The sequence below is a fragment of the Paeniglutamicibacter sp. genome (genome assembly GCF_046714615.1).
GTDB lineage: Bacteria > Actinomycetota > Actinomycetes > Actinomycetales > Micrococcaceae > Paeniglutamicibacter.
This window is the reverse complement of record NZ_JBKKAP010000033.1, coordinates 1-15,958: the sequence shown is the minus strand read 5'-3', so window position 1 is coordinate 15,958 and position 15,958 is coordinate 1. Positions and strand designations below refer to the sequence as shown.

Annotated in this window: 12 protein-coding genes and 1 riboswitch; of the genes, 5 read left to right on the top strand and 7 right to left on the bottom strand. The window is 66.2% G+C overall.

The annotated features are described in order from the left end of the window. Positions 1-128: 128 nt before the first annotated feature. On the bottom strand, positions 129-875 hold the full coding sequence (locus ACLQ7E_RS04105; protein WP_411731283.1) for a hypothetical protein: 747 nt from the start codon (positions 873-875) through the stop codon (positions 129-131). A 28-nt stretch (positions 876-903) separates the two neighbouring features. Next, positions 904-1,653, bottom strand: coding sequence for a DUF5058 family protein (locus ACLQ7E_RS04100; protein WP_411731282.1), 750 nt, complete (start codon positions 1,651-1,653; stop codon positions 904-906). Between the two features lie 172 nt (positions 1,654-1,825). Beyond that, positions 1,826-1,916: riboswitch (glycine riboswitch) on the bottom strand. 316 nt (positions 1,917-2,232) lie between these two features. Between ACLQ7E_RS04100 and ACLQ7E_RS04095 the strand changes: the two genes are divergently transcribed. From ACLQ7E_RS04095 to ACLQ7E_RS04080, 4 genes are all read left to right on the top strand, one after another. Continuing rightward, the gene (locus ACLQ7E_RS04095; protein WP_411731281.1) at positions 2,233-2,598 is read left to right on the top strand and encodes a nuclear transport factor 2 family protein; all 366 of its coding nucleotides are present in this window, start codon (positions 2,233-2,235) and stop codon (positions 2,596-2,598) included. A 128-nt stretch (positions 2,599-2,726) separates the two neighbouring features. Then, positions 2,727-9,068 carry a DUF4011 domain-containing protein gene (locus tag ACLQ7E_RS04090; protein WP_411731280.1) on the top strand — a complete coding sequence of 2,114 codons (6,342 nt, stop codon included), beginning with the start codon at positions 2,727-2,729 and terminating at the stop codon, positions 9,066-9,068. Positions 9,069-9,204: 136 nt separating this feature from the next. Continuing rightward, positions 9,205-9,645: a MarR family winged helix-turn-helix transcriptional regulator gene (locus ACLQ7E_RS04085; protein ID WP_411731279.1), complete on the top strand. Its 441-nt coding sequence runs from the start codon at positions 9,205-9,207 to the stop codon at positions 9,643-9,645. Continuing rightward, a complete protein-coding gene (locus ACLQ7E_RS04080; RefSeq protein WP_411731278.1) occupies positions 9,638-11,026 on the top strand; it encodes an MFS transporter in 1,389 nt (462 codons plus the stop codon). Before ACLQ7E_RS04085 ends, ACLQ7E_RS04080 begins: the two co-directional genes overlap by 8 nt. Here ACLQ7E_RS04080 and ACLQ7E_RS04075 read toward each other — a convergent pair. The 5 genes from ACLQ7E_RS04075 to ACLQ7E_RS04055 all read right to left on the bottom strand — a co-directional run bounded on the left by ACLQ7E_RS04075 (position 11,023) and on the right by ACLQ7E_RS04055 (position 15,619). After that, the gene (locus ACLQ7E_RS04075) at positions 11,023-11,244 is read right to left on the bottom strand and encodes a hypothetical protein (protein WP_411731277.1); all 222 of its coding nucleotides are present in this window, start codon (positions 11,242-11,244) and stop codon (positions 11,023-11,025) included. The genes ACLQ7E_RS04080 and ACLQ7E_RS04075 overlap by 4 nt on opposite strands. Positions 11,245-11,488: 244 nt before the next feature. Next, positions 11,489-11,764, bottom strand: a complete 276-nt coding sequence (locus ACLQ7E_RS04070) for an HPr family phosphocarrier protein (protein ID WP_411731276.1) — start codon at positions 11,762-11,764, stop codon at positions 11,489-11,491. A gap of 56 nt (positions 11,765-11,820) precedes the next feature. Beyond that, positions 11,821-13,869, bottom strand: coding sequence for a fructose-specific PTS transporter subunit EIIC (locus tag ACLQ7E_RS04065; protein WP_411731275.1), 2,049 nt, complete (start codon positions 13,867-13,869; stop codon positions 11,821-11,823). Further along, positions 13,866-14,846 (bottom strand): 1-phosphofructokinase family hexose kinase, encoded by a 981-nt coding sequence (locus tag ACLQ7E_RS04060; protein ID WP_411731274.1) that lies wholly within the window; start codon positions 14,844-14,846, stop codon positions 13,866-13,868. The genes ACLQ7E_RS04065 and ACLQ7E_RS04060 overlap by 4 nt, the downstream gene beginning before the upstream one ends. Further along, positions 14,843-15,619: a DeoR/GlpR family DNA-binding transcription regulator gene (locus ACLQ7E_RS04055; protein WP_411731273.1), complete on the bottom strand. Its 777-nt coding sequence runs from the start codon at positions 15,617-15,619 to the stop codon at positions 14,843-14,845. The genes ACLQ7E_RS04060 and ACLQ7E_RS04055 overlap by 4 nt, the downstream gene beginning before the upstream one ends. Positions 15,620-15,776: 157 nt before the next feature. Here ACLQ7E_RS04055 and ACLQ7E_RS04050 point away from each other — a divergent pair. Continuing rightward, a partial coding sequence (locus tag ACLQ7E_RS04050) for a hypothetical protein (RefSeq protein ID WP_411731272.1) occupies positions 15,777-15,958 on the top strand: 182 nt, incomplete at its 3' end.

Here is a 15,958-nt window from a genome sequence, read left to right as displayed (position 1 = left end):
CCTGTGCGGGGGGTTTGGGGGGGGTGGGCTGGGGGTTGTGTTCCCTGTTTTGGGGGGGGCGGCCCCCCGGGGGGCCCCCCCGCCGGTCAATGTCGTGAAAATTCGTATCCGTGGACCGAACCGCCCGGTCAGTACACCGGACCCTCGGGGGTGGCGTCCACCGGCACATCCTCCGGGGTCCCCAGGGTCTTGCGGTCGCGGAACACCCAGGCGAGGGCCGCCGTGGCAATCACGGCAACGGCAGTGCCGAACAGGTTCATCTTGGGGATGTACGGGACCATCGCGAAGACCACGATCAGCGAGACCACGAGCGCGATCACGGCGGAGCGGGGGGCCTTCTGGCTCACGATGGCCTGGACGACCACGGCACCCATGACGGTCGGCAGGATGTAGAACTGGACGGTCTGGATGATGTCGACCGGGATCACGCTGACCAGCCACGTGCCCATCAGGCCCACGAAGATGAAGAGGGATGCCAGGTGGACGGTTGCCGCTCCGCAGATGGCGGCGACCGAGGCCAATTCGCCCTTGCGGGTGCCGGGCTTCACGCCGATGGTCGACTGGGCGATCATCGCTGCCGGCAGCAGCTTGTTGGAGATGTTGCCGATCATGAACGCCTGGTACATCGAGGAGGCGCCAAGGATCGGGAAGTAGGTCAACGGCTCAACGATCCAGATGACGCCGAAGACCGCTGCCAGCGCGGCGAAGGCCGTGATGATTCCGGCGACCTCGATGTCCAGGCCGGCGAAGAAGACCAGGTAGGCGGGGGCCGCCAGGGAGAAGAAGAGACCAATGATCATGGTGATCCTGCCCCAGCGGGAAGTGGTCTTGTCGAAGGCGCCAAGCGCCTCGTGCAGCTCTGTTGCTTTGCTCATGATGTGCTCCTGGGAATCTTGGCTGCGATTAGAGGCGGGTGGCGGCGTAGGTGATGGCAAGGGCAAGCAGGATGGCAATGCCCAGTGCCCATTCCTTGATCCATGGCCTGTTGACCCGTTTGGCGATGACCATCAGGACGGTCATGATCGCGGCCGAGGACACGAAGGCGACAACGTGCAGCCACGACTTGGGCAGTTCGCCAATGCCCAAGACCATGAATGCGGCAACCATGGCGGCACCGGGGACCACCATCATGATGGCGGGGTTGACCTTGCGCAGTGCCGAGTCGCCGCGCTTGAGCAGCGGGGTGAGGATGAGGGTGGCAATCATCCACATGGCTCCGCCCAGGCTCATGGCGGCCAAGGCCAGACCGAAGACCGCCTGGGTGTAGGTGGGGCCGCCGAGTTCGGCGCCGGCGGTCTTGGCGGCGATGGCTGCCGCGGCGGTTTCGTAGGACACCGACCCGATCAGGCCGATGCGCACCAGCACCGCAGGGGTGCCGAAGATTGTCAGCAGTGCGACGGCGACCAAGACCACGGCCAGCGAGGGGCCCAGTGCCGAGATGGCGCCGGCGCGGAAGCTGGTCTTGAGCTCGGCCTGCGTCATCCCGATGTGGGGCGCTGCCGTCTTGGCGGCCTTCATGTAGATGACGCTCTGAACAATGATGACCAGGAAAACGCCGATGGCGCAGGCCCAGAGGACCGGAGAGTTGGCGACGGCGAGGATGTCCGTGGAGTTGCTGTCCGCAGCGGCGGGCATTATGGCAGGTACATGCATGGGGGAGTTCTACCGTTCATCGAAGGGTTCAGTGCGGTGATAGCTGGCCTGTGATGATGCCGGTTGCCACCGTGCCCGCTCTGTCCTGAACCTGAAAGTGAAACCAGTGCCCCATGGCACTGGCGTGCTTCGTCGGTGAGCCACCTGTCCCGGTAGCTGCTCTCCAGAGTTTCCTCACGCGGCTGTTCCTGGTACCTGAGAGATTGCGGGTGCTTGCCCCTTCGGTGCCCGAGTGGTGTCCGGGACTCTCCAGCCGCGCGTGATCGGAAGACTATTCAGTTGTCAGCGGCTGCTTGTCCGCTCGTACCCCACAATACTTGACGTGGGTCACAGCGACTCTTTTGTGTCGCCGACCGAACGGTCGTGAATATGTATTTCCGATCCGGCCGGGACAGCCTATGGGGCGGAGCTTGCTTCCCGGACCGAGAAGACCCCCAGGGATCGACTGGGTTTCGGACGGACAGCCATTCCCTCGGGCTGCGCTGGTGGATAACCTTGAAAAACGGCATCGCGGCCACTCCTGGCCCCTCATGGCTGCCCCATTGAAGGGCCACACACCGATTCCCGGAGGCCATTTACATGTCTGCCAACAAGGACACCGTCAGGAAATACATCGACGGATTCAACAAATCGGATCACGCCCAGATCCTCTCGTGCCTCACCGAGGACATCGAATGGACGGTCTTCGGCCATTTTCGGCTCAGCGGCAAGGAAGCCTACGACCAGGCGATTGAAAGCCCCGATTTCAGTGGACCTCCGGTCCTGGAAATAGTGCGCCTGGTCGAGGAGGACGACGAGGTGATGGCCGAGCTGGTCGGCGAAGCGCACCGGGCCAACGGAGAGACCCTGCGCATGGCCATTGCAGAGGTCTTCGTGATGCGCGATGCCTTGATCTCCGAACGCCGCGCCTTCGTCATCGAGCTGACCGAGAACGACTACAAATAGGCGCAGTTGCGTGGCACCCGCAAGGCCATGCGATCCGCGGGGAGTCCCGTATGTGGGATAGGTTCTTAGGAGGGAAGCGGCAGCTTCGAACGGGTTGACCGGAGTTCAACAACGGGATGGGCAACTGGATGAGACTGCGGGAATACGTCGGTGCGGCACTGGGCATCGTCTCGGGTGCCTTGGCGAAGTTCATCGCCGATCACCTCGTCCGCCAGAACCAAGCAGCCGGCTGGACCGGGTTGCTCGATCGGCTCGACCACGCCTTGGGGTCTGCCCATGCGTCCAGCCCCATGGAATTGTCCGCCCAACTCGACAGGATGATGGCTGCTCCGGGCGCAGCGGGGCACGTGATCGAAATTTCGGCCGAGCAACAGCAGCTGGCCGGTCAGCTGCGGGATCTCTGCAGCGCCTGGGAACACGGAGCAGGGTTCGGCGCCGAGGACGTTCAACGGGGTCTAAAGGCCTGCGCGGAATTCCTCCTGTCCCTGGACCTGGAGCACGTGGCGCTGCGCGTGGGCGACCTGGCTGTTGCCGCGGCAGAACAGGGCGATGACCCTGAAACCTTGGCTGGTCAGGATTCAGTGACGACCGGAAACGGCGGACAAGTCCGGATCGACATCGCACACAGTCCTTCCATCAACTACGCCACCGCCCACACCCATGCCCGCATCCTCGAACGCGTGGTGCTCGAGAACCACGGCGATCAGGTGCGCCCGATCCTGGTGACCGCGGTGTTGATGAGCGGAAACCTGGCGGTCTCCGCGGTGGCCGATCGCCGCCTGGAACTCCCGCCGGGCGTCAGCACGCTCCATGACTTGGACGTGGCGCTGGATCCGGCGGCCTTCGCGCTGATCGATACGCGGCGGCCCGGCAAGCTCATTGTCAGGGTGGCCGAAAACGGAAAACTGATTGCCGAAGAATCCGGTGCGGTCGAACTGCTGCCGGCAAGCCATTGGCCGGGCGCCGGAACCCGGGCCAACGCCGAGCTGCTGGCCGCGTTCGTGCAGCCGCAGCACCCGTTGCTCACCGCAATCCTCTCCGAGGCCGGCGACCTGTTCCGCCTGCGCACCGGTGCCGAGTCCCTCGATGCCCGCCAGGGCGGTGCCGAGCGGGTGGACCAATCCGTCGAGTGCATCTTCGAGGTCATGTGCGCCCGCGGCATCCGCTTCGGCAACCCTCCGGCGAATTGGGACCTGGCGGATCTCGGGGGACGGTACATCCGCGGTGCCCAGGAGATAGTCACCGATCGGTTCGGGAGCGCGCTGGACACCACGCTGCTTTTGTCCGCGCTGCTTGAGCGCGTGGCCATCAACTCGGTGATCTGGCTAGTGCACGACCATGCGTTCCTGGCCTATTGGCGCACCCCGGACGGGGCACTGCCCAGCAGCAGCCTCGATGCCGAGGGCGCCGGCGCACTGGCGAACCTGGTCGCCGCCGACCACCTGCGCATTGTGGAGACCGCCGCGATCACCACCGACAGGCGCGCGTCCATTGCCGAGGCCTCCGCCGCGACCAAGGAGGCCTACGCCCAATTTCCGACTGCCTCAGATTCGCTGGCCTACGCGATCGACATCCGCCAGGCGCGGCGCAGCGGCATCAACCCGCTGCCGGCCCGTGGCGTCTCGGAGTTCGGCAAACCCGTCGTCGTCGAATACCGGGCTGCCCGGTCGGACACCCTGGAACGCTTCTTCAAGGAAAAATCCGAGCGCCGAGAGCCTACCCCCACCACCACTGGCAAGACGGCGCCGCCGCGCATCGCCGCATGGAAGAACGGGTTGCTGGATCTGTCCCTGCGCAGCCGCCTGCTGAATTTCACCGAGCGCTCCCGCATCCCGCTGGCGATCCCGGACTCCGTGATGGCAGGACTCGAGGACCTGGTCAACAACGGCAAGAGCCTCGAGTTGCTGCCAGCCGATGAGATCGGCGCGCTCGACAAGCAACGCTACAAGTCAGGGACCCTGCTGCCGGTCGAGCGCCGCATCGAGCTGCTGCTGTCCCGTGGCAGGGCCTACACCCGGCTCGATTCCGCGCCCTACCTCTCGCGGCTGCGCCGCATGGCCAGCCAAGCCAAGAGAATCATTGACGAGAGCGGCGCCAACAACCTCTATCTGGCCCTGGGTTCGTTGACCTGGTCAATGGACGGGCGGGCGCTGCGTTCGCCGTTGTTCCTCATCCCCGTCAACCTGCGACCCGCGGGACGCGGGAAGCATTTCCGCATCGAAATCGATGAGACCGGTGCCTCCGCCCCGAACTACTGCCTGAGCGAAAAACTGCACGAGCAATTCAACTTGCGCGTCCCGGGTTTCGAGGACCCGGTGCGCGACGGGTCTGGCATCGACCTCGAATCCGCGCTGGGTGCGCTGCGCGCTGCCTTGGTTGCGGCCGGCCTTCCCTTCCACGTGGAGGGAACGGTCGACCTGGCGATCCTGCAATTCGCAAAGTTCCGGATGTGGAGGGACCTGGACGAGAACTGGGAAACCTTCATGTCCGCGCCGTTGGTCAAGCACTTGGTTGATTCCCCGACCAGCGAATTCACCGACCCGGCGGACACCGATCTTCTCGAGCCGTCCATTGACCTCGACCAATTGGCTGCCAGGCTCCCGGTCCCGGCGGACGCATCCCAGCTTGAGGCGGTCGCCGCCGCGCATGCCGGGCAAACCTTCGTGCTCGAGGGCCCGCCTGGCACCGGCAAGTCGCAGACCATCACCAACCTGCTGGCGCACGCCATGGCCTCGGGGCAGCGGGTACTCTTCGTGGCGGAGAAGCGGGCCGCGCTCGAGGTGGTGAGCCGGCGCCTGAACGAGGTGGGCCTGGGCGAATTCGCCCTCGACCTCCACGACAAGGGATCGTCCCCGAATGCGGTGCGCGCCCAGATCAAGGCATCGCTTGACCACTTGGTCTTCGCCGACGAGGCGGGGATGGAGCTGGCCGCCAACGACCTGACGTCCTCCGTGCGCAGGCTGGCCGGCTATGCGCGGGACCTCCACGAGGAGAACGCCGCAGGCTATTCCGCCTACGGTGCGCGCAACATTGCCCTGTCCATGGATCCGTCCATTGAGGCGCTGCCGATCCCCGAGCCCTTTGCAGCGCAGGCCGGATCGGCCGAGGTCTCTACGGTGCGTGAGGCACTGATAGGACTGGCCGAAACGGCCGGGGTCGCACGCCCACGCGAAGAGCATCCATGGGGATTCCTCGGCGGCCCCATCACCATTGAACAGCAGGCACCCTTGCGTGAAGCCGCAGAGGCACTGGATCTTGCCCTGCAGGGTGCGGAGCATGTCAGACGAGATGCCTGCGTGGCTTCCCTGATGGAGCGTGCCCCTGAACCCGAAGGCCTGCGTCGCCTTGCCCAGTTGCTGGAGGGCAACGTCCCGGTTCCGGTCCTTGACGCTGCCTCGACACCCCAATGGCAGTCACGCAGCGAGGGTTTGCTGGCCGAGGCAAGGTCCCTGGTGCAACGCATGGGCTGGCTGACAGATGTCGTTGCGCCTTCCGTATTGGAAATGGATCTTGCCCCGGTTCACGAGGCAGCAACGGTTGCCAACAGGTTCGGCTTCCTGGGGCTGGGCCGGAAGAAGCGCCGCCTGCAGGTCATCAGCGAGCACTTCGGGGGCCGGTGGATAGGCACCGAGGAGAGCGCCCAGCACCTCGTGGCCTTGGTGGACGGCATGATCGAGGCCCGTGGACTGTGCGCGAAGCTCATGGCAGGCCTGGGCGAACTTGCCGGAATCACCCTGGACGGGCACTGGAACCCCTTTGTCGAAGGCGACATCCAGGCGGTCGCGCAGCAGCGCGGGGGGCTGGTGCAGCTGGCCAGTCTCCTGTCCCAGTCCGGCGGGGCCGGCCGGGACAAAGACTACGTCGCCTTGCTGCGCGAGGTCCTTGAACGAGACGCCCCTGCAGAGCCGGCGCTCGCCGGAGAACTGGACGGGATTACAGCAGCGTGGGACGCGCTGCGTGAGGCGATCCCCTCGATTACCCGCACACACTCGGCCTGGCCGGACGCGGCGGGTTTCCTGGGCCGGTTCCAACGCACAATCCAGGATCGGGGCGCCGGGCGCACGGCGGAGCGCGGGCTCGAACGCTGGGTCGCGTTCATCGGCACCCTGGAACCCCTGAAGGCCAACGGGCTGGAAGCAGCCTGGGCGCAACTGGCCACCGGAATGTTCCCCGCCGAGAACGCCCTGCGGGGATTCATGCGTGGCACCGCCGAATCCGCCCTGGCCGAACGGCTTGCAGCGCACGGGCTGGATGAATTCAGCGCCGACACCCAAACGCGCACCATCAAACGTTTCACGTCCTCGTCCAGTGACCTGCGCCAACACCTGGGCAAGTCCTTGCCCGAACTCATCAGCCGGCAACGTACCGCCCGGTTGAAGGAATCCGAGAAGCGCATGGGGGAGTTGGCACGGCAGCTGGAACGCCGCCGCGGCGGGCTGAGCGTGCGCCAGCTGATGGACTCCTATGGGGATCTGGTGACCACCATCCTGCCGTGCGTGCTGGTCAGCCCGGATTCCGCGGCGCGCTTCTTCCCGCCGCGTGCAGGGGAATTCGACATCGTCGTTTTCGACGAGGCCTCCCAGATCCGGGTCGCCGACGCGATCGGCACCCTGGGCCGGGCCAAGTCCGCGGTGGTGGTGGGAGATTCCAAGCAGATGCCGCCCAGTTCCTTCGCCGAGGTCTCCGTGGACCACGAGGATGATCCGGAATCCGGGCTGCTGGTTGCCGACGAGGAATCGATCCTGAGCGAGGCCGTCATGGCCAGGGTGCAACGCCGCTGGCTGTCCTGGCACTACCGCAGCCAGGACGAATCCCTGATCGCCTTCAGCAACAAGCACTACTACGACGGCAAGCTTTCATCCTTCCCGTCCCCGCGCAGCGGCACCGCCCATGCGGGCCATGACGGCTATGGCATTTCCCTGGTTCGGGTCGAGGGCACCTTCCATCGCACCGGCGCCACCGAGGTGCTGCGCACCAACCCGGTGGAGGCCGGACACATTGTCGCGGAGATCAAGGCCCGCTTCGATGCCTCGCCCTTTGCCACGCCGTCCATCGGCGTGGTCACCTTCAACGCCCCGCAACGCGATTTGATCGAGGGCCTACTGCGCGACCACGAGGACGAACGGCTCGGCGCCGCACTGGAAACGGACGCCGAGGGATTGTTCGTGAAAAACCTGGAGAACGTGCAGGGCGACGAGAGAGACGTGATCCTGTTTTCCACCGCCTTCAGCGCCAACGAGCGCGGACGCCTGCCGCTGAACTTCGGACCGCTGAACAACGTCGGCGGGGAACGCCGCCTGAACGTGGCGGTCACCCGTGCCCGCCGCCAGGTGGTGGTCTTCTCGAGCTTTGACCCCGCGGACCTGCGCGCGGAGGATTCCACCGCCTTGGGCATCAAGCACCTGCGCGCCTACCTGGACCTGGCCGCCGAGGGCACCCGCACGCTGGAAAACGGGTCGGCCTCGGCCGTGGCACGGGACCGGCACCGCGAGCAGGTTGCAGCCGTGCTGCAGGAGCGCGGGCACGTGGTGGCGATGAACGTCGGTCTGTCCGACTTCAGGATCGATCTGACTGTTGCTGATTCCGATCGCCCGTCCGAACCCCTGATGGCGATCCTGTTGGACAACGAGCCGTGGGCAGGGCGCAAGACGGTGGGGGACCGCGACGGCTTGCCGCAGGACATCCTGCGCAACCTGCACGGCTGGGAATCAGTAGTGAGGATCTGGCTGCCGGCGTGGCTCAAGGACACGGAATCGGTGCTCGACTCCATTGATGCCGGGCTGGAAAAGGCCGGAAGGGCGCGGGCGGCGCGGGAAGCTGCGCCAGCCGCCGGGCAAACCTCGGGCGAGGAAAGCCCTGACTTGGAGGGCAATCAGGAACCCGCGGCGGTGCAGCGGCCGGAGGGATATCCGGGCCAGGCCACCTTGTACAAGCCGTGGGACGTTCGCACGGTAGGGACACTAGGCGACCTGGACGAACTCAAGAGCGCCGCAGGCAAGAAGAAGGCGGCCGCGCTGCTGGGTGAAATCGCGGGCGCGGAATGGCCGATTCATGAGAAGCGACTGGCACGATTGGCGATCGGCGCCCATGAATCCGGCCGGGTTTCGGCGGCACGTGAAAAATCGATGCTGGCGGCCCTGCCCAGGAAGTTCTACAAAATTGATGCGGAGGGATTCGTTTGGCCCTCCAAGCAGGAATCGGTTCGATGGATCGACTACCGCACGAACTTCGCGGCACACGACCTGAACATCGAGGACATCAGCCTCCGGGAAATTTCCAACATCGTCTGTGCACAGGCGTCCCTGGCCGGGGAATCCGGTGTTGACGAGCTCAAGCGCGATGCCATGGGGATTCTTGGATATGGGCGCATGACCGAGAAGGTTTCCGCATGCCTGCAGCAGGGGCTGGAGCTGGCCGTACGTGAACAACGCCTGGAATCCGTGGCCGGCAGGATTCGCCCGGCTGCCTAGCCCGGCTGCCGCACCTCGGAATTCGATTTCCCGCGGGCCACCAACGCCTTGCCGTCGCGCATCACCAGGACGGCACGACGCCACTGTGTGGAAAAGTGCTCAAGTAACTTGATCAAGTTGGTTGTATGGTTTAACGATGACTTCCGAAAACACGCCGGACCCCATGGCCGTCAGGGAATTCCTCGAGGTGCTGCACCCCCTGCTGAGGCGAATGCGGGCAGAACGCACCCTCTCGCCGGGCAAGGTGGGAATCCTGCATCACCTCTCGCTGCACGAGCGGGCGACCAGCACGGAACTGGCAGCGGCGGTGCGGGTCAGCCCCCAGGCCATATCGCTGGCCGCGCGTGAACTCGAAGAGATGGCGTTTATCGAACGTGTGCCCGACGCCGATGACCGCCGCAAGACCTGGATCGTGCTCGCCGGGGCCGGCCGGGCGAAGCTGGAGGACGAAGCGCGGGCCGGCGAAGGCTGGATCGGCCAGGCCATCACCGGGCAGCTGACCGACGACGAGCGCAGGATCCTCAAGGAAGCCATCCCGGTCTTGAAAAAGATCGGTTTGGAGGTGCCGCGTGGCTGAAACCCGTTCCCCCATGGTGCCGGCGTTGGTCTACGCGGCGCTTTCCACTGCGATTGTCAGCTCTTTGGGCATGTTGCTGGTGCCCTCGATTTCCCAGGAAATGGGAGTGCCCGTCAGCACCGCACAATGGATGCTGACGCTGAACCTCCTGGCCGGTGCCATTGCCACCCCGGTGATGGGCAGGCTCAGCGATGGCCCGCACAAGAAGAAGCTCCTGTTGGTATCCCTGGCGATCATCCTTGCCGGATCCATCATCGCCGCCTTGGCCCCGAACTTCACGGTGTTCCTGATCGGGCGCACCCTCCAGGGCCTGACCTATGGAATCGTCGCGGTGACAATCTCCCTGGCGCGCCGCTACGTGGAAACCCCGAAGGTCCAAGGAGCCATCTCCAGCCTCTCGGTCACGGTGGCCACCGGAATCGGCATTGGCTACCCGCTGACGGGAATCATCGCCGGGCTCACCGGATTCAGGTGGGCCTTCTGGTTCGCCGCGTTGTTCGTCCTCAGCGCCATCGTCGTCGTCATCCGGGTCATCCCCAACGGCCCCGATGAACATGCAGCCTCGGCTCCCTTCGATTCCGCAGGTGCCACGCTGCTGGCCTTCGGGCTGGGCACCCTGCTCCTGGGGATCAGCGAAGGTCCCCGCTGGGGCTGGAGCTCGCCCTGGACCGTCGGCATCCTGACGATCGCCGTGGTCCTGCTGTTCCTGTGGATCCGGACCGAACTGCGCAGCGAGAATCCCCTGATCAACCTGCGGGTGTTCAGCAACGGGGAAGTGCTTCTGGCCAATCTCACGGCCATCGGCCTGGGTGCCGCGCTGTACATCGGCCTGTCACTGGCAAGCCTCGTCGCCCAGGCTCCCGCATCCACCGGCTATGGCCTGTCCCTGCCCGTTTTCTGGGCCGGCTTCGTGATGTTCCCGCTGTCGGTGGGCAGCTTTACCGCCAATCGGCTGGTGCGTCGCCTGGGCCACAGGTTCTCCTTGGCGACGCTGTTGCCCATCGGGGCAGCGCTCATGGCTGTCGCCGGATCGATGTTGTGGCTGGAGCACACCCACCTGTGGGAAATCCTGCTGGGCATGCTGGTCTTCGGGTTGGGCATGGGTGCGGCCTATGCCGCCATGCCGGCGTTGATTGCCCGCAGTGTTGCCACCGAGGAACTGGGCAGCTCGGTGAGTTTCAACCAGGTCCTGCGCACCATCGGCAGTTCCTTTGGCACTGCCATCTCCGGTGCCGTCATCGCGGCGCACACCTCGGCCGATCACCACGCCACCGCCGCCGGAATCGACCTCACCTTTGAGATCGGTGCGGTGCTCTGCCTGGTGGTGTTCCTCGCCTTGATCATCAACGGGGTCGCCACGCGCTTCCGCTCGGCCACCTAGCCATCGGCACACCGCGGGCCGTGACCCACGGCCCCTGCCGGCGCGCTGTCGGCCCAGATCTTGGCCGGGTGTTTCGCCCGGAGCTGCGGTGCGAGTTCGCCGAAGAACACGTCGAGCGAGTCGCGGCGCTGGGTTTCGGTGAGTCCCGGGCTTTCGAGTCCCAGGCAGAGCACGTCGTGCCCGAGAGCCTCGTGGTACCTGCCGATCCTCTCCAGCACCTCCTCCGGGCTGCCAATGGGCGCCGGGCCGTTGTCGATTACGTCGTCGAGATCCGTGAAGGGGGTCTTGTTGTGTTTGGCCCCGGGGGAGCCAAGGAACTTCTGGTAGATGGGCCGGTAGACATCCCGCCCGGTGCCCGGCGGAAGGCGCGCCTGCGGGTTTTGTCGTTAAACACGGCGTCCCGGGTCGGGCTTCGAGATGAAGCCCCCGCCGGGATGCGCCATATATAGGAAGTAGCGAACCCTAGGCGTCGTGGTCCGTTTCCAGGATCGCGGCCAGGGTTTCGAGCACGGACTCGGCACCCTCGCCCTCGGCGCGCAGCACGACCTTGGTGCCGTGCGAGGCGCCCAGGCCCATCAGCGAGAGGATGCTGGCCGCATCCAGGGCGTCCTCGACTGGCTCGCCTTCGCGGGCGATCGTGACCTCTAGGTCTTCGTTGCCGGCGGCCTCGGCGAAGATGGCTGCCGGGCGGGCGTGAAGGCCGACGCGGCTGGCGATGGTTGCAATACGTTCTGCCATGGTGGCTCCTTGTTTTCTTGGTGTTTCGGTCGTGGAATGTGGATGAATCGGGATGCTTAGGCGGCGACCTTGGCGGCCTCTTCGGCGGCAACCGTCTGCGGGACGGCCTTGCGGACGAACTTCTTCAGCACGATCACCAGGATGGCGGAAACAATCGTTCCGACGATCGTGGAAACCAGGAACATCGGCCAGGTGTTGTTCATGGCGAAGAAGACGAAGATGCCGCCGTGCGGCGCCTGGGACAGCACATGGAAGCCCATGATCATCGCACCGGTGATGCCGCCGCCGACCATCGAGGCAGGGATGACGCGCAACGGGTCGGATGCGGCGAACGGGATGGCGCCCTCGGAGATGAACGAGGCGCCCAACAGCCAGGCGGCCTTGCCGTTTTCGCGCTCGGCGGGAGTGAAGAGCCGCGGCGAAACGACGGTGGCCAGTGCCATGGCCAGCGGCGGCACCATGCCGGCGGCCATGACCGCGGCCATGATCATCAGCGGGGCGGGGTTCGCGGCGATCGACCCGGCGCCCAGGCCGGCCACGGCGAAGGAGTAGGCGACCTTGTTCACCGGGCCGCCCAGGTCCACTGCCATCATGAGTCCCAGGATCAATCCCAGGGCCACGGCCGCGGTGCCGGTCATGCCCGAGAGCCAGCCGTTCAGTCCCTCGGTCAGCTTGGCGATCGGCCCGCCCAGGAGCAGGAACATCAAACCCGAGGCGATGATCGAGCCCAGCAGCGGCACGATGACCACCGGCATCAACCCGCGCAGCCAGCGCGGGACCTTCCAGGAGGTGATCCAGCGGGCTGCAAGGCCGGCCAGCAGACCGCCCACGATGCCGCCCAGGAAGCCGGCGCCCATGAACCCGGCGACGGCACCGGCGGTGAAGCCCGGGGCGATGCCCGGCCTATCCGCGTAGGCGTAGGCGATGTAGCCTGCCAGCGCCGGGACCAGGAAGGACATCGACAGGTTGCCGATCTTGAACGCCACGGCGCCCAGGTAGGCGGCCAGTCCGGCGTCGGGGAGGTTGAACAGCGTGTTCTGGGCCAGGTAGGTGTTGGCGACATCGGTGATCGCGTAACCGCCGAGCAGGAAGCCCAGGGCCATGAGCAGCCCGCCGCCGGCGACGAACGGGATCATGTAGGAAACGCCGGTCAGCAGGGCACGTTTGAGCCCGGCTCCGAAGGATTCCTTGGACGTGGATTCGCTCGTCTCCTCGTCGCCCGCGCTGGCCGGGACGCGGCGGGCCTTCGGGTCCTTGGAAGCGGCGATGGCGTCGTTGATCAGCTTGGCGGGTTCATCGATACCGCGCTTGACCGGGACCTGGATCAGCGGCTTGCCGGCAAAGCGCGAGCGGTCGCGCACATCCACGTCGACCGCGAAGATCACGGCGTCGGCCGCGTCGATGACTGTCTTGGACAGCGGGGTGGAGCCGGAGGAGCCCTGGGTTTCCACGGCGAACTCGACTCCGAGTTCCTCGGCGGTCTGGGCCAGGGAGTCGGCTGCCATGTAGGTGTGGGCGATGCCGGTGGGGCAGGCGGTGACGGCGACGATCCGGGGCTTGCGCTCCGGGGCGGCTGTCTCGTCGGCCGGGGCCGGAGCTGCGGCGGGCGTCGCGGTTGCGGTCGCAGCAACGGCTGCGGCGGCGACAGCCGGGTCGTCGGAAAGCACCGCGGAAACCAGCTCCACGATTTCGTCTTCGCTGGTGGCGGCGCGCAGGGCAGCGGTGAAGGGCTTCTTGACCAGGGCCCGGGCCAGCTTGGAGAGCAGTTTCAGGTGAGTCTGGTCGGCACCTTCGGGGGCGGCGATGAAGAAGACGAGGTCGGCCGGGCCGTCCTTGGCACCGAAGTCCACTGCCGGGGCCAGCCGGGCCATGGCGAGGGTCGGTTCGAGCACCGCGGCGGAACGGCAATGCGGGATCGCGATGCCGCCGGGGACGCCGGTGGCGGTCTTGGCCTCGCGGGTCTTGGCGTCGGCCGCCAGTGCGTAGGAGTCGGAGGTGCGGCCCTCGGCGGCGACCAGCGCGACCAGGTGCTCAATGACCTCGGTGGTGCTGGCGCCCAGATTGGCGTCGAGGCTGACAAGACCGCGATTAATGAGTTCGATCATGACATCGTCCTTGGGATCAGGGTCAGCTCTTCGACGCTCACGGCGTCGGGAGCCAGTTGGATGGGGGTGGGGATTGCGGAGCCCGGAAGGGACGCCGCGGCCGAGCCGTAGGCCACGGCGCGGGCCAACCGCCCGGGAGCGGTTTCACCTGCTTCATCTGCAAGCAGGTATCCGGCCAGGGCCGAATCTCCCGCGCCAACAGTGGAGCGCGGGGTGATCGGTGCGTGGGTTGCGTGCCAGGCGCCGTCGGCGTTGACCAGCACCGCGCCGTTTGCGCCCAGGGTGGCCAGCACGGCGCCGACCCCCCGGTCCAGCAGCGCCCGGGCCGCCGCGGCCGTTGAGGCGGGCGAATCCTCGAAGCCCTCCCCCGAGCCCTGGCCGGCAAGCTCGGCCAGTTCCTCGGCGTTGGGCTTGATGAGATCCGGGAGCTGTTGCACATGCGCGGCGAACAACGCCCGAAGCGGTGCCTCGGAGGTGTCGACGGCAATCTTCGGGGCCGCATCGCCTAGGCGCTCGCGCACCGTGGCGACCAGTTCCGCGTAGAAGCCTGGGTCCGCGCCCGGCGGCAGCGAGCCTGCCAGCACCAACCACGAGGCGGAGCGGGAGGCGTCCACGACCACGCGCACGATCTCCTCGAGCACCGCGGCGTTCAGCACTGGGCCCTGTTCGTTGATCTTGGTGGTGGTGCCGTCGGGATCGGTGAGCGTGATGTTGGTGCGCAGCAGCGCACCGATGTGCACCGAGCGGTGCTCCAGGTCATCGGCGACCAGCCGGCGCAGCAGCGGGTCGGTCTCCGCGCCGGGCAGCACAGCGAGGGTCTTGACGCCCGCGGATGCTATGGCGCGGGAGACGTTGACTCCCTTGCCGGCTGCCTGGGTGTGGCTGCCCAGGGAGCGCTGGACGCCGCCGTGGGCCAGCGGGGCACCGAGTTCGATGGTGGTGTCCAGCGCCGGGTTCATGGTCAGGGTGACGATCATGCCAGCACCACCTCCACGTCCGCCGCTTCCAGGGCCGCGGCCAGTTCGCCGGTCGGGGCGGCCTCGGTGACCAGGGTGTCGATCGCATCGAGCTTCGCGAATTGCACGAGGGTGAGCCTTTCGAATTTGGAGGAGTCGGCCAGCACGATGACGCGTTGGGCGCTGGAGACCATGGCGGTCTTGACCGTGGCTTCCATGGGGTCAGGGGTGCTCAGCCCGAAGTTCGAGTGCAGGGCGTTGGTGCCGATGAACGCAATGTCGGCGCTGAGCCGGGAGAACTGGTCGACGGTTCCGGCGCCGGTGGCGGCGCTGGTCAGCCCGCGCACCCGGCCCCCGATGAGTTCCAGGGGGATCTGCGGGTTGGCCGCGATGCGCGCGGCGATGGGAAGTGCGTGGGTGATCACCAGTGAGGGGGTGTTGGCGGAGTTCTGGGCGATCAGTCCGGCCAGGATCTCGGTGCTGGTTCCAGCGTCCAGCATGACCGAGACGCCGTCGCCGGGCATCAGCAGGTGGGCCGCCCGGGCAATGCGTCCCTTGGCCTCGGCGTGGATGGTGCTGCGCTCGCTGTGGCTTTCTTCCCGTGTGCTGGCGGCAAGCGTGGAGACCGCGCCGCCGTGGACGCGGCGCAGCGTGCCCTCGGACTCGAGCTGGGCCAAATCCCGCCTGACGGTCTCGCGGGTGATGTCGAAGCGTGCCGAGAGCTCGGCGACGGTGACCTTCCCGTTGCCGGCGATCATCTCGGTGATCAGGCGGTGCCGCTCTTCGGCAAACATTGCTTCCTCGCATCCAGTGACGTGCCACACATGTATCTGTGTTTGAATGACTTTATGCCCGTTTGTGTGGCAACGTCAAGTGGATTCTGCGGAGGATTTGCGTTTAGCTGACGTTCGTGGGGGAAGTGTGGGAATTCGCGGCGGCAGGGTTGCGACGATGACCTGCGGATTGATCGCCCACGAGCCTGATGTTTGCCCCCTGGCGCCGTTCGCGTTTTGTTTTCGTGGCGGCATGGCGTCCAAGCCAAGAAAGACCAAGGTGTCCGCTGAAAACACGCTGGCCGTGGCCCAGGAAATTGAGGGGGGCCGGCCCCGCCCCACCCAAACAAAACACAACGC

Bases quoted from the DNA above. Each gene is read 5' to 3' on its own strand.
- ACLQ7E_RS04105 (WP_411731283.1), bottom strand. From the start codon at position 875: ATGAGCAAAGCAACAGAGCTGCACGAGGCGCTTGGCGCCTTCGACAAG.
- ACLQ7E_RS04100 (WP_411731282.1), bottom strand. From the start codon at position 1,653: ATGCATGTACCTGCCATAATGCCCGCCGCTGCGGACAGCAACTCCACG.
- ACLQ7E_RS04095 (WP_411731281.1), top strand. From the start codon at position 2,233: ATGTCTGCCAACAAGGACACCGTCAGGAAATACATCGACGGATTCAAC.
- ACLQ7E_RS04090 (WP_411731280.1), top strand. From the start codon at position 2,727: ATGAGACTGCGGGAATACGTCGGTGCGGCACTGGGCATCGTCTCGGGT.
- ACLQ7E_RS04085 (WP_411731279.1), top strand. From the start codon at position 9,205: ATGACTTCCGAAAACACGCCGGACCCCATGGCCGTCAGGGAATTCCTC.
- ACLQ7E_RS04070 (WP_411731276.1), bottom strand. From the start codon at position 11,764: ATGGCAGAACGTATTGCAACCATCGCCAGCCGCGTCGGCCTTCACGCC.
- ACLQ7E_RS04065 (WP_411731275.1), bottom strand. From the start codon at position 13,869: ATGATCGAACTCATTAATCGCGGTCTTGTCAGCCTCGACGCCAATCTG.
- ACLQ7E_RS04060 (WP_411731274.1), bottom strand. From the start codon at position 14,846: ATGATCGTCACCCTGACCATGAACCCGGCGCTGGACACCACCATCGAA.
- ACLQ7E_RS04055 (WP_411731273.1), bottom strand. From the start codon at position 15,619: ATGTTTGCCGAAGAGCGGCACCGCCTGATCACCGAGATGATCGCCGGC.